We start from the raw sequence: 12,239 nt of genomic DNA on the forward strand, positions 1-12,239 counted from the left end.
AATGGGGATGTGTCCAGAGACGAGAAGAACGAGACCGAAGACCTCCTGAGCAGGCGGATGAGTTCAGGGTCTGCCAGTGCTGCCGATAAGCAGTCGCAGACCCCTCTGGAGGCGGCCAATGATCCCTCGACCGACACCGAAGCGTTCGATCCGATCACGGATCCCATCGCAGAGGATGCCCCTGAGCGTTCCGCGGACGCGAAGCCCTCGACGGGTCCGGTGAGGGTGACTCCCGCCCGTTCGACGAATCCGCACTCCCAGCCCGCGACCGCGAGCACGCGTGCCGCCGAGCAGAACGCTGCGCAGAAGTCCGCCGGCACGGATTCGGCCGCCGCTGCATCGACTGCCGGGGCATCAGCCTCGACCGATGCCGGGGCCACCCGCGAGGTGCCTCAGAATGCGCGCACCGCGGTGATGAGCGAAGCCGATTGGGCAGCGGTGTCGAGGGCGGCGACGTCGACCGATGTCCGCGACCCCGACGTGCCCGAGCGCCGTCGGTCGGTGCTCGATGTCATCGGCACGATCTGGATCATGATCGCCACCCCTTTCGTCCTGCTGGCCCTGGGGGTGCGCTTCGTCGCCTCGGGGATCTTCCTCAAATTCGAGTACTTCCGGCCCGGGTTCCCGGCCGATCAGTTCGGTTTCAGTGCCGCCGACCGTGAGCACTACGGGACCTATGTCATCGACTACCTGCACAACTTCGATTCCCGGCGCTACCTCGCCGATATCATCATGCCCAACGGGGAGCCGATCTTCATCTCCGACGAGCTCAGCCACATGGCTGACGTCAAGGGTCTGATCTCACTGCTCTACCTTGTGGCGCTCGTCGGGATCATCGGGTCCGTGCTCTTCGGCATCTACATGTGCCGCAAGAACGGATCGGGCATCCACGCGGGCGTGCGTCTGGGGTCGATCTTCAGCATCATCTTCATGGCCGCCGTCGCCGTCGTCGCCGTGCTCGGATGGGACAGCTTCTTCCGCGGGTTCCACAGGGTGTTCTTCGCCGATGGGACGTGGGAGTTCTACGCCGATGATTCGCTCATCCGCCTCTTCCCGCCCCAGTTCTGGGTCGATGCGGGCATCGCCGCCGGCGGGCTGTTCGTGCTCATGGCGATCGTTCTCTTCCTGCTCAGCTTCACCGGTCACAAGAAGCGCCGTGCGCTGCGCAGGGCACGGAAGGATGCCGCAGCAGAAGTCTGATTCTTCTTCACTCCGCGCCGGCGGTCCGGCTCCTGGCGGCGCTCCGGTTCGGGCGACGCTTCGGTTCGGGCGGCAGAGCAGCGCGTCACTGCACAGTGGGTTCGAGTCCCGCTCCACGGTTCCGGCCGGGTGGTCTTTCCCCTTCCACCCGGCCGAATTTCTGTCCGGAATCAGTCGTCGACGGCGTCGCGGCCGCGACGGACGAGCAGCGGGTCGGCTTCATAGACGACCGATCGGTCTTTGTCCGCGTAGTCGAACTGATTGAGGAAGTAGCGCATCGCATTGAGGCGGGCGCGCTTCTTGTCGTTGCTCTTGATCGTGATCCACGGAGCGTGATCGGTATCCGTGCGGCGGAACGTCTCTTCCTTCGCCTTCGTGTAGTCGTCCCAGCGATCGAGGGACTCGAGGTCCATCGGAGAGAGCTTCCACCGCCGCACCGGATCGATCTGACGGATCGCGAACCGGGTCCGCTGCTCTCGCTGGGTCACGGAGAACCAGAACTTCGTGACGTGGACTCCGGAGTCGATGAGCATCTTCTCGAATACGGGGGCCTGTTCCATGAAGGTCTCGTACTCGTCGTCGGTGCAGAATCCCATGACCCGCTCGACATTGCCCCGGTTGTACCAGGAACGGTCGAACATGACGATCTCCCCGCTCGTGGGCAAGTGGGAGATATAGCGCTGGAAGTACCATTGGCCGGCTTCGCGGTCAGAGGGTTTGTTGAGTGCGACGACGCGGGCGGCACGCGGATTGAGGTGTTCGGTGAAGCGTTTGATCGTTCCGCCCTTGCCGGCGGCGTCACGACCTTCGAAGACGATGACGTGTTTGGCGCCCGTGTCCTGACCCCAGTATTGGAATTTCAGCAGTTCGACCTGCAGTCTGTACTTCTCGAGTTCGTATTCTTCGCGGTCCAACTGTTCGTCGTACGGGTACCCTTCCCGCCACGTTTCGACGGCCCGGCCCATGGGGTCGATCAGGTGCGGATCCGTCGTCTGGCTGTCCGCGACGGCGTAGCCTTCGAGGCGGAGTTTGTCGATGTACTCCCGCAGATTGTCTTGGAACAGACTGTTCACGAGATCCTTCCCTTTCACTGTCGACACCTGAGTGTGCCTCGTACACGATACTGTGCCGAGATGAATATCAGGTTATGCGATCCACGTCGCGTCGCGGGATGATTCCGACGCTCAGAAGTGGGGCCAGCGTGATGAGTCCGAAGGACAGCGGATAGCCGAAGGCCGTCACCAGGGCACCGAATCCGGGACCGAGCAGAGCCGACATGACGAACTGTCCCGTGTTCTGGGCTCCCAGCGCCTTGCCTGACCACCGCGGTCCGGCGGCTTCGGCCACCGAGGCGAAGGCCAGACCGTTGTCGGCCACCGACACAGCAGAGGCGAGGACGAAGACGACGGCGGCGGCGGCGGGCAGCTGTGTCAGCGACAGGACGGCGATGGCGACCACGACGATCACGGACGCTACGGCGACGATGCGCATGAGGCCCACTCGGGATCCCGTGCGGTCGGAGAGCGCGCCGACAACCATTCGACCGACAGCGCCGACGAGCTGCGCGATCGCAACGATCGCTCCGGCGGTGCCCGCCCCGATCCCTTGGACGACGATGAGCCAGACGAGTCCGTAGGTGGAGAACGCGAACTGCGGGACGACGAGGAGCGCGGAGACAGCGTGGATGCGCCACAGGAAGGAATCGCTGCGGTAGGGATTGATCGCCGAGGCGGTGCTGGGCTTCCCCGCTCCCACCGAGGTGGTGCCCGGTTCGGTGCCATCGGTGCGCGTCGTCTGGGGATAGGTGTCCTGGTCGAGTTCGACCACCTCGGTGCGGGTGGGGGTCGGGTCCGGTGGGTTGCGGATGAGGGCGAAGCAGATGAGGGCGAGCGCCCCGGTCACCGCGGCGACGAACCACAGGTAGGCGGGGAATCCGCCGGCCGTGGCGATCCCCGGGATGGTCACGGCGGCCACGCTCGTGCCCAGGGGCTGGGACATCTGGCGGATGCCCATGGCCAATCCGCGGCGGTGGCGGGGGAACCACCCCATGACGACGCGACCGGACGCCGAATTCACGGAGGCGGCGGCAGCACCGGAGGCAGCGATGACGATGACCATCCAGATCGGCGAGTCGACGACGAGGACAGCGGCGGCCGAGAACACAGCCGTCAGCCCGATCCCCAAAGTCATCGCCAGTCGTTCGCCGAAGCGGTCGGCGAATGCGCCCCAGGCGATGAGGGTGAGGATGAGACCGAAGCTCGGAGCGGCGGCGACGGTGCCGGCCTGGGTGAGGGTGAACCCGAGGTCGGAGTGCATGTACGGGATGAGGAAGGCGGGTCCGGCGATCGCGATGGTCGCCGCCATCTGTGTGAGGACACCGACGACGAGGATCACCCAGGCCTGCCGGGTGGGTCCGCTCGTCGTCATCGTTCCAGGTTAGCCGTGTGCCCGGATTGTCCGCGGAATGTCTCAGATCGCGGTGGCCGGGCTTTGCCGATAAAGTGTGTTCTGAGCATTCCCCCTATAGCCCAATCGGCAGAGGCAGTCGACTTAAAATCGATTCAGTGTGGGTTCGAGTCCCACTGGGGGGACCAGAGATATTTGAGCTGACCTGCGACGTTTCGCAGCGAGGACCAGGCTGATTCCTTCACCGCCTCTGCGATCAGGACAGCCGCAGCCACCCAGGTGCCCGGGCAGTGAACTCGTTCCGATCGAGCCTGTCTCCGACCCCGGCGGGAATCGCTCCGAGGACAGGCGCCATCGCCGACAGTGCAGCCCAATTGTCACGGTCAACCGGAGACGCCTTTTCGGGCCACGAACCGATGATGATGCCGGTGGTCGAAACCCGCCGTCTCTCAAGGGCTTCAGCGGTGAGAGCAGTGTGGTTGAGAGTCCCTAGGCGTGAGCGGACGACGATGGCGGCACCGACCGAGTTTTCTCCTTCCGACAGTCCGGCTGCGATGTCGGCGAGGGTCAGCCCTCCGAAGTCGACGAGGACTCCCCCGGACCCTTCGACGAGGACATGGTCGGCATCGGTTCGTGCCAGTGCCCTACGTATGAAGTCCACATGCTCGGCCGCGCTCGGCAGATTCGAGACTCTGTCGGCTCCTGAAAAGTCCGGAACGGGTCGTACAGCGCCAGCTGACTCATCATCGACTGACTCAGGGTCTGCTGGCCATGGGTCGGCTGATTTGGCATCAGCTGATTTGTCGTCGACCGACTTGAACCCGTCCCATTCGGCTTTGGCGGCGGGAACCGGAGCCATCGGCAGGCGGAGGGTGGTGTTCGTGAACGCATGGATGCCGGTCAGCCGAGCCACTGCCTCCGCGTCGGATTCTGTGACGACGTCGCTGTAATCGGACTCGAGCTGCTCACGTTCAGGATCGTCGGCCCTGATACGCCCCGTCTGGATCGGCTTGCACATGATCACTCGACGTCCAGCCGCATTCAGTGCCGCGGCCAGCGCCGCGGTGGCGATGGTCTTGCCGACGCCGGTGTCCGTTCCCGTGACGAGCAGAAAGCGCGGGATCATGCCGCCGACTCTGCAGCGCAGATTTCGGTGATCGCCCGAATGGGCTCACAGGCATAGGCCAGCTCCCCAGGGCTGAGTCCGGCACGAGCTGTCAGCCGCAGACGCGTGATGCCGTCGGGCACCGAAGGTGGGCGGAAACAGTCGACGAGGATGCCCTCCTCGCACAGCAGTTCGCGCGCCCGGACGCCTGATTCCGGACTCGGCATGGGAACGGACAGCACGGCACCGGCCGGGACCGGCACATCAAGTACGGCTGCCAGTTGTGCGCGGGCCGCCTTCATCGACGCCACCCGCTCAGCGGTAACGAGGTCGAGAGCGGCACGCGCTGCGGCCGCAATGGCAGGGGAAAGACCGGTGTCGAAGATGAAGGTACGAGCCGTGTTGACCACAGCATCACGGACGAGACCGGCTCCCAGCACAGCCCCTCCCTGGGAGCCGAGCGCTTTCGACAGCGTTGCGGTGACCACGAGGCGGTCGCGGAATTCGCTCACCGCGGCGGCCGCCCCCCATTCCGGCGGCTGCCTCGGCGCCGGTCACACCGATCCCGTGGGCTTCGTCGACGAGCAGCAGAGCGTCGTAACGAACGCAGAGGTCAAGAAGACAGGGCAGGTCCGCGGTGTCACCGAAGACGGAGTACACCGATTCGACGACGACAAGCGCCTCTGACTGCTGACGACCAGCCAAAGCGGCTTCAACGGCGTCCAAGTCGTTGTGGGCGACGATGCTCGTCGGAGCTTTTGCCAGCCGGCAGGCATCGATGAGTGACGCATGGTTGTGGGCGTCGGAGATGATGAGAGTATCAGGACCGGCCAGAGCAGTGACGGCGGCGATGTTAGCCAGATAACCGCTGGAGAAGGTCACACACGCAGGGAGCCGCAGCCGTTCGGCCAGAGCAGCTTCCAATCGGTGATGGACGTGTGTGGTTCCGGTGACGAGTCGCGATGCGCTGGCCGAGGTGCTGCTGCGTTCGATCTCCTCGATCGCTGCGGCACGCACCAGCGGATGCGCCGAGAGTCCGAGGTAGTCGTTCGAGGCGAGGTCGAGTCCGTCGAGCACGAGGTCACTGCGGTCCAGACCGGCAGCACTTCGGCGCTCGGCCGCGGCGAAAAGGCGGGAGAAGAGGGCGTTCACGATGCAACCTCGAACTCGCACCCATCCCCGTGTGCCGCGGCTGCCGCGACCATCGCCGCCGTGATGGTGTCCACCACCTCCGGAGACGAGATATAGGGAGGCATCGTATAGATGTGCTGCCGAAACGGCCGCACCCACACCCCATGTTCGGCGGCTATGCGCGTGGTCAGCCCCACGTCGACCGGGCGGTCGAGTTCGACGACACCGATACCACCGGTCACCCGCGCCTCGATGACATGATCCAGCCGCCTGGCAGGGGCGAGGCCCGTTTCGAGGGCCTGCGAGATCCGTCCAATGGCCGGCTCCCAGCCGCTCGTCTCGTCATCGATGAGGAGGCCGACCGACGCATTTGCCGCAGCACACGCCAGGGGATTCGCCATGAACGTGGGCCCGTGCATGAGCGCCCGGTGAGACGAAGTGGTGATGACGTCGGCAACCGTTCCACTGCACAGCAGCGCCAATGTGAGATAGCCGCCGGTCAGAGCCTTGCCCAGGCACATGACGTCCGGGGTGATCCCCGCGGCCCGACAGGCGAAGTCAGAGCCCGTGCGTCCGAAGCCGGTGGCGATCTCGTCGGCGATGAGTACGGCATCGATCTCGGTGGCCAACCGCCGCAGTGACTGCAGGGCGGCGGGGTGATACGGGCGCATACCTCCGGCACCTTGGAAGAGGGGTTCGACGATGATGCCGGCGATCTCTGCCCCGTGAGCATCGACGAGGTTTTCAGCCTTGACCGACCATTCGTGGACCTCGGCAGCGGATGCCTCCGGCAACGGCGGACGAGGCAGGAACAGCTGGGTTGCGAGCAGCCCGGCGAAATCGTTGTGCATTCCCCCAACAGGGTCGCACACGCTCATCGCCCCGGTGGTGTCACCATGGTAGGCACCTTCGAGGGCAAGGAAGCGCCTGCGGTCGCGGCCGCGGGCCAGCTGGTATTGGATGGCGAGCTTGAGCGCGCCTTCGACCGAGACCGAACCCGAGTCTGCGAGGAAGACATGGTCGAGTCCGTCCGGTGTGACTGCGACGAGCCGCTCGGCTAGTTCGACGGCCGGTTCATGGGTGAGACCGCCGAACATGACGTGCGAGAACGATCCGATCTGGGTGGTCAGTGCCGCATCCATGACCGGATGCTGGTATCCGTGGACGACCGACCACCACGAGCTCATCCCGTCGAGCAGTCGATGCGCCGATCCCGAAGCATCGCGCAACTCCACATAGGGCCCATCTGCGCCTGTGACCGAGAAGTGCGCGCCGGCGTCGAGCGGACCGTAGGGGTGCCACAGCAGGCCGGAATCGCGCTCGAGCGTGCTCGTCGGCATCCGTAGTCCCGCCTCAGACATTGGGCGTGAGCTCTGTGCCCGCGCCGCGGCGCCGGATCGTCGGAATCATCACTCCGGAGTCGTCGGCTTCTTGACCAGCCGTCGGCAGAGGTTTGCCGCACGGCAGGGTGCTCGCGGACTTTGCTGCCTCAGCGGACGTTCCGTCGCTCTTCATGTCACCGGGCGCCACCTCGGCGAAGGCGGCCTGATGGGATGCCCGGTGAGCCTTGAGCTCATCACGCAGTCGTTCGGCACTCTCTGCTCCGACGATCTCGAAGCCTCCGTCGACGATCATGTCGAGGTCTTCCTCGGCGGCCTGCCCCTCCGAGGTCAGATAGTCGCCGAGGAAGAGCGAATTGGCCACATGAAGCGACAGCGGCTGCAGCGTACGCAGGTGCATCTCCCGACCTCCGGCGATGCGCAGCTCGCGGTCCGGGCACAGGAATCGCACGGCGCAGAGAATCCGCAGGCAATGCTGCGGGGTCAGAGTCCAGGTTCCTTCGAGCGGTGTGCCGTCGAAGGGAATGAGGAAGTTGACCGGGATCGAATCGGAGTCAACGGCCTTGAGCGATTCGATCGCCTCGATGATCTGCTCGTCCGTCTCCCCCATTCCGACGATCAGCCCCGAGCACGGGGAGAGCCCTGCACCACGCGCCTTGTCCACGGTGTCGACACGGTCGGCGAACGTATGAGTCGTGCAGATATCGGGGTAGAGAGATTCGGCAGTGTTGAGGTTGTGGTTGTACGCGTCGACACCGGCGTCCTTGAGTCGCTGTGCCTGACCGTCCTTGAGGAACCCGAGGCAGGCGCAGACCTCGACGTCGGGACTGGATGTCTTGATCTCCTCGACCATCCCCGAGACACGCTCGACGTCCCGGTTCGAAGGACCGCGTCCGGACGCGACGAGGCAGACCCGCGAGGCTCCCCCTGCCAGACCGAATTCCGCCTGCCGCTTCGCCTCTTCCCTGGGCAGCCAGAGTATTTGAGGATGTCGGCTTCGGAACCCAAGCGCTGCGAACAATAGCCGCAGTCCTCCGGACAGAGTCCCGATTTGAGGTTGACGAGGTAGTTGACCTTGACGCGATTGCCGAAATGCTCGCGGCGCAGCCGGGAGGCAGCGGCGACAAGGTCGAGGAGGTCCTCGTCGGACGACGACAGGATCGTGCGGGCATCGGAGGCGGTGGCCGGATCGCCGGCGAGCACGCGCTCGGCGAGTACTTGATAGCTATCCATATTGCCATTATTGAACACTGTTCAGGAAGGTACAAAATCCCACGTTGTTGCCCGAGCAGGCAGAATGGTGTGATGACTTACGCGCTTCTCACCGTCAGCGACCACTCACAGTGCGTCGACGGAACGGACGACCCGCGCCTCGCCGAGGCGGACGGACCGGCCGCACTCCTCGACGTCGACAGCGATGTTGCCGACTCTGGAGCACCGCCGCTCGGCGAATGCATCAGTGCTCCCTGCCGTCCCCTCGCCTACCGCGAGATCGGTGGCGAATGGACGGAGGTCGGCTTCGAAGCCGCCGACCATTGGAAGCAGATGGGCCCGGACCTGCGCAGCCGCCTCGTCGCGGACCATCTCGCGACGCTCGACGTCGCCGAGTTCAAACAGGCGACGAACGGCGGCAGCGCCTCGATCATCACGAACAACTGGGTCTACTCCGGCCAGCCGCGGATCTATCGGGTCGCAGGAGCCCTGCGTGATTTCGTCACCGTGTTCGGACAGCTCGCTCGCGCCTGATGTGCAGCACTCGGTGTGCCGCCCTCATCGCCTGCCCGGGCCGAGCGAAACGACTTTGACAGTATTCACCCCACACCGATGACCTGCATCGGACCGATGCCCTCTCGGCCCCCTGCGTCCAAGGACGGACAGCACATGGCACATCAGAGATCGAGCCCAACTCCCCTGAATCCGCCTCCCACTCCCCTGAGTCGACGATCGGTGCTCATCGGTGGTTCGGCGCCTTGGACATCCAGCGCATGGTGCTCGACCACGCGGAGAGACTCGAGGACGCCCTCGACCTCTTCGACGACCACAATGTCGATTTCACCGGCGGTCCAGGACTGCACTATCTGGTCGCCGACGGCACGGGGGCGAAAGCCGTCGTCGAATACGACGCCGGCACGATGCAGGTCATCCGACCCCCGCAGGGGCAGCCGTGGATGCGCTTGGAGAACGTCCACATGTCCACGACGTCCGAGGCCCAGCGCAGCGGACAGTGGCGCTACTGCACCTGCGCGGACACACTCTCGGCCGCCGCTGGGAAGGTTTCCGTCAACGAGGCGGTCGGCCTGCTCGACGATGTGCGCCAGGCTTACACTCAATGGCAGAGCGTCTACGACCTCGGCAAAGGCACCCTGCGGGTGATCGCGGAGAAGTCACATGACTTCACCCTCTCCAGCTGATCGCTCGAGCTCTGGCTTGGGGAACGTTCACATGCCCGCGGACACGTGTGCTTCGTCGTGACGGTCCCGGTTCTCGACGATCTCCGCGACATTGGCTTCTGCCCACGTCCGGAGTGCGGCCACGGGTTCCTGCAGTGACCGACCGAGGTCGGTGAGCGAATACTCCACCCGCGGCGGCACCTCGGCGAATACCTCGCGCTGGATGAGGCCGTCGGCGACAAGCGACCGCAGGGTCGAGGTCAGCACCTTCGGAGTGATTCCGCCGATGGCCAGACGGATCTCGTTGAAGCGCTTCGGACCGGTGTCGAGGATGTCGACGATGAGCACCGTCCACTTGTCCCCGACCCGATCGAGCACCACTCGGGTCGGGCATTCGGGGTCGAAGGCATCGCCTTCCCATCGAACTCTCACACTCATGGTTCAATAGTATCCTTGAGGTACTCGATATCCCAAAGATACCTTAGGAAGGTCAGACTTTGACTTCCACCGTGCATCGCGCCTGCGCTGCACGTCGAACGAAGGGACTCTTATGAAGATCGCACTCTTTGGAGCATCGGGAATGATCGGCTCGCGCGTCGTCGCCGAGGCGGCCTCCCGCGGGATCGAGGTCACCGCCATCACTCGCTCCGGCACCGAGGTGAACGGCGCGACGCGCTCGATCGCCGGTGATATGGCGGATGCGGAGCTCGGAGCACGCATGGCCGCCGACCACGATGTCCTCGTCTCCACCACCGGACCCAGCCGCACGGGCGGGAACCACCAGGAATGGCTCGACGCTCTGTCGACCGTGGCGAAGGCCAGCGGTGAGACCCGACTGTTCGTCGTCGGCGGTGCCGGTTCCCTGTTCGCCGGGGACACGATGCTCAAGGACACCGAGGGTTTCCCTCCCGCGTACAAGGCTGAGGCAGAGACCGGCACCAAGGCACTCGAACTGCTGCGTGCGGCGAACCCCTCGCCGTGGACGCTCATCTCCCCCGCCCCGGAGATCGCTCCGGGTGAGCGCACCGGTTCCTACAACGTCGAGCTCGAGGTGCCAGCGGGCGACTCGATCTCGGCCGAGGACTTCGCTGTGGCCATGGTCGATGAGATCGCCGAGCCTGCGCACATCGACGCCCGCTTCACCGTGGCGAACTGAGCAGGGCTCACTCACTGCAGCGTCTGCAGATATGACTGACGCCGGGGATGCGATTGCATCCCCGGCGTCAGTCGTCTCATCAGGGCGTATCGCCGGATGGCACCGGCTGCCTCGAATCAGGCCTTGGCAGGCTCTTTCTTCGGAGCCGGCTGCGAGTTGGCGGCCTCGACGAAGTTCTTGCGCGGAACATCGAGGTCTGCCAGCGGCATGACGTCGCGGCCGAGGACGGCGTTGAGGAACCAGTTGCCGAAAACCTTGACCTTGCGATCCATGGTCGGGATGGCGTAGCCGTGGTACGCCCGATGCATGAGCCAGGCGAGAATTCCGCGGGCTTCGAAATCGCCCATCTGCGACACACCCTTGTACACGCCCAGACCGGCGACCGTACCGATGGTCTTGTGGAAGTACTGCTTGAACTCGGTCTCTCCGCGCAGTGCGGCGAGCACATTGGCAGCCAGCACGGGGGCCTGACGCACGGCGTGCTGAGCGTTGGGCACGCAGAAGCCTGCCACTCCGCCGCCGGACAGGTCGGGAACAGCAGCGTTGTCGCCGGCGGCCCAAGCGCCCTCGACGACGCCGTCATCGCCCTCGACCCGCAGGTCGGCGCGCACGGTGACGTTGCCGCGTTCGTTGATCGGCAGGTCGGAGTCGATGAGCATCGGGTTGGCCTTGACACCGGCGGACCAGACGATCGTGTCAGCGTCGAACTCTTCGCCGTTCGAGAGCTTGACGTGCTTGTCGGTGCAGTCCTGAAGGAAGGTCTCGAGGTAGACGTCGATTCCGCGTTCGCGCATGTGCTCGACGACCCAACGGGCCTGAGCTTCGCCGACCTCGGGCATGACGCGGCCGAGGGCCTCGACGAGGACGAAGCGGACATCGGCTTCGGTCAGCGTCTCGTACTGGGCGATGGCCGAACGGACCATGTCCTCGAGTTCGGTCAGCAGCTCGATGCCGGCGAATCCGCCACCGACGAAGACGAAGGTCAGAGCCTTGCGACGCTCTTCGTCATCTTCCATCAGAGCGGCGTCGGCCAGGCGGGACAGCAGGTGGTCGCGCAGGGCGACGGCTTCCTCGATGCGCTTGAGCGCGATCGCGTTCTCCTTCAGGCCCGGGATCGGCAGCGCACGGGCAACCGAACCGGAGGCGAGGATGATGTGGTCGTAGTCGAGTTCGAACGCTTCATCGTTCTCGGGTTCGATGGTGGCGAACTTCTCCGCGTGGTTGATCGAGGTGACCTTCGCGGTGATGACCTCGGCACCCGGCAGGTTGCGGCGCAGCGGCACCACAGCGTGACGGGGCTCGATCGACCCTGCTGCCACCTCGGGGAGGAACGGCAGGTAGGTCATGTACGGGTTGGGATCGACCACAGTGACGGTGGCTTCGCCCCGACCGAGGTTCTTCAGCAGATTCTGAGCGGCGAGCAGGCCGACAGAGCCGCCGCCGACAACGAGGATTCGTGGACGCAGTTTTGAGTTTCTGATGAGTGCCATAATCCCATGCTAGACCCTTGT

Annotated in this window: 12 protein-coding genes, 1 tRNA gene and 1 pseudogene; 5 read left to right on the forward strand and 9 right to left on the reverse strand. The window is 64.8% G+C overall.

Annotation, left to right across the window (positions count from 1 at the left end):
• Positions 1–9: 9 nt before the first annotated feature.
• Positions 10–1,200, forward strand: a complete 1,191-nt coding sequence (locus BLIN9172_RS12610; RefSeq protein ID WP_101555436.1) for a TIGR01906 family membrane protein — start codon at positions 10–12, stop codon at positions 1,198–1,200.
• A 170-nt stretch (positions 1,201–1,370) separates the two neighbouring features.
• Here BLIN9172_RS12610 and ppk2 read toward each other — a convergent pair whose 3' ends face one another.
• Positions 1,371–2,273 carry a polyphosphate kinase 2 gene (ppk2, locus tag BLIN9172_RS12615; RefSeq protein ID WP_101555389.1) on the reverse strand — a complete coding sequence of 301 codons (903 nt, stop codon included), beginning with the start codon at positions 2,271–2,273 and terminating at the stop codon, positions 1,371–1,373.
• Between the two features lie 67 nt (positions 2,274–2,340).
• Complete coding sequence (locus BLIN9172_RS12620) at positions 2,341–3,627, reverse strand: MFS transporter (protein WP_101555390.1); 1,287 nt, start codon at positions 3,625–3,627, stop codon at positions 2,341–2,343.
• A gap of 90 nt (positions 3,628–3,717) precedes the next feature.
• On the opposite strand from BLIN9172_RS12620, the gene BLIN9172_RS12625 reads away from it, so the two are divergent.
• A tRNA-Leu gene (locus tag BLIN9172_RS12625) sits at positions 3,718–3,794 on the forward strand.
• A 68-nt stretch (positions 3,795–3,862) separates the two neighbouring features.
• Here the strand turns inward: BLIN9172_RS12625 and bioD are convergent.
• The 5 genes and pseudogenes from bioD to bioB all read right to left on the reverse strand — a co-directional run bounded on the left by bioD (position 3,863) and on the right by bioB (position 8,415).
• Positions 3,863–4,732: an ATP-dependent dethiobiotin synthetase BioD gene (gene bioD / locus BLIN9172_RS12630; protein ID WP_101555391.1), complete on the reverse strand. Its 870-nt coding sequence runs from the start codon at positions 4,730–4,732 to the stop codon at positions 3,863–3,865.
• The gene (locus tag BLIN9172_RS18595) at positions 4,729–5,151 is read right to left on the reverse strand and encodes an aminotransferase class I/II-fold pyridoxal phosphate-dependent enzyme (protein ID WP_257904171.1); all 423 of its coding nucleotides are present in this window, start codon (positions 5,149–5,151) and stop codon (positions 4,729–4,731) included. The genes bioD and BLIN9172_RS18595 overlap by 4 nt, the downstream gene beginning before the upstream one ends.
• Positions 5,126–5,863 carry an aminotransferase class I/II-fold pyridoxal phosphate-dependent enzyme gene (locus BLIN9172_RS12635; protein WP_257904172.1) on the reverse strand — a complete coding sequence of 246 codons (738 nt, stop codon included), beginning with the start codon at positions 5,861–5,863 and terminating at the stop codon, positions 5,126–5,128. The genes BLIN9172_RS18595 and BLIN9172_RS12635 overlap by 26 nt, the downstream gene beginning before the upstream one ends.
• Entirely contained in the window at positions 5,860–7,182 is a 1,323-nt protein-coding gene (gene bioA / locus BLIN9172_RS12640; protein ID WP_101555392.1) for an adenosylmethionine--8-amino-7-oxononanoate transaminase, read from the reverse strand. Before bioA ends, BLIN9172_RS12635 begins: the two co-directional genes overlap by 4 nt.
• Positions 7,183–7,195: 13 nt before the next feature.
• A pseudogene (bioB, locus tag BLIN9172_RS12645) lies at positions 7,196–8,415 on the reverse strand (biotin synthase BioB).
• A 72-nt stretch (positions 8,416–8,487) separates the two neighbouring features.
• Between bioB and BLIN9172_RS12650 the strand changes: the two are divergent.
• Positions 8,488–8,928 (forward strand): hypothetical protein, encoded by a 441-nt coding sequence (locus BLIN9172_RS12650; protein WP_101555393.1) that lies wholly within the window; start codon positions 8,488–8,490, stop codon positions 8,926–8,928.
• Between the two features lie 224 nt (positions 8,929–9,152).
• Positions 9,153–9,593, forward strand: a complete 441-nt coding sequence (locus tag BLIN9172_RS12655; protein WP_101555394.1) for a C45 family peptidase — start codon at positions 9,153–9,155, stop codon at positions 9,591–9,593.
• Positions 9,594–9,620: 27 nt separating this feature from the next.
• On the opposite strand, the gene BLIN9172_RS12660 is transcribed toward BLIN9172_RS12655, so the two are convergent.
• The gene (locus tag BLIN9172_RS12660) at positions 9,621–10,010 is read right to left on the reverse strand and encodes a winged helix-turn-helix transcriptional regulator (protein WP_101555395.1); all 390 of its coding nucleotides are present in this window, start codon (positions 10,008–10,010) and stop codon (positions 9,621–9,623) included.
• A 112-nt stretch (positions 10,011–10,122) separates the two neighbouring features.
• Here BLIN9172_RS12660 and BLIN9172_RS12665 point away from each other — a divergent pair, with 112 nt between their 5' ends.
• On the forward strand, positions 10,123–10,728 hold the full coding sequence (locus BLIN9172_RS12665; protein WP_101555396.1) for an NAD(P)-dependent oxidoreductase: 606 nt from the start codon (positions 10,123–10,125) through the stop codon (positions 10,726–10,728).
• Positions 10,729–10,844: 116 nt separating this feature from the next.
• Here the strand turns inward: BLIN9172_RS12665 and BLIN9172_RS12670 are convergent, their stop codons facing one another.
• Positions 10,845–12,218, reverse strand: coding sequence for an NAD(P)/FAD-dependent oxidoreductase (locus tag BLIN9172_RS12670; protein WP_101555397.1), 1,374 nt, complete (start codon positions 12,216–12,218; stop codon positions 10,845–10,847).
• Positions 12,219–12,239: the final 21 nt, after the last annotated feature.

The sequence above is a fragment of the Brevibacterium linens ATCC 9172 genome, assembly GCF_900169165.1.
Classification (GTDB): Bacteria; Actinomycetota; Actinomycetes; order Actinomycetales; family Brevibacteriaceae; genus Brevibacterium; species Brevibacterium linens.

Bases quoted from the DNA above. Each gene is read 5' to 3' on its own strand.
- BLIN9172_RS12665 (WP_101555396.1), top strand. From the start codon at position 10,123: ATGAAGATCGCACTCTTTGGAGCATCGGGAATGATCGGCTCGCGCGTC.
- bioD (WP_101555391.1), bottom strand. From the start codon at position 4,732: ATGATCCCGCGCTTTCTGCTCGTCACGGGAACGGACACCGGCGTCGGC.
- BLIN9172_RS12620 (WP_101555390.1), bottom strand. From the start codon at position 3,627: ATGACGACGAGCGGACCCACCCGGCAGGCCTGGGTGATCCTCGTCGTC.
- bioA (WP_101555392.1), bottom strand. From the start codon at position 7,182: ATGCCGACGAGCACGCTCGAGCGCGATTCCGGCCTGCTGTGGCACCCC.
- BLIN9172_RS12650 (WP_101555393.1), top strand. From the start codon at position 8,488: ATGACTTACGCGCTTCTCACCGTCAGCGACCACTCACAGTGCGTCGAC.
- BLIN9172_RS12660 (WP_101555395.1), bottom strand. From the start codon at position 10,010: ATGAGTGTGAGAGTTCGATGGGAAGGCGATGCCTTCGACCCCGAATGC.
- BLIN9172_RS12670 (WP_101555397.1), bottom strand. From the start codon at position 12,218: ATGGCACTCATCAGAAACTCAAAACTGCGTCCACGAATCCTCGTTGTC.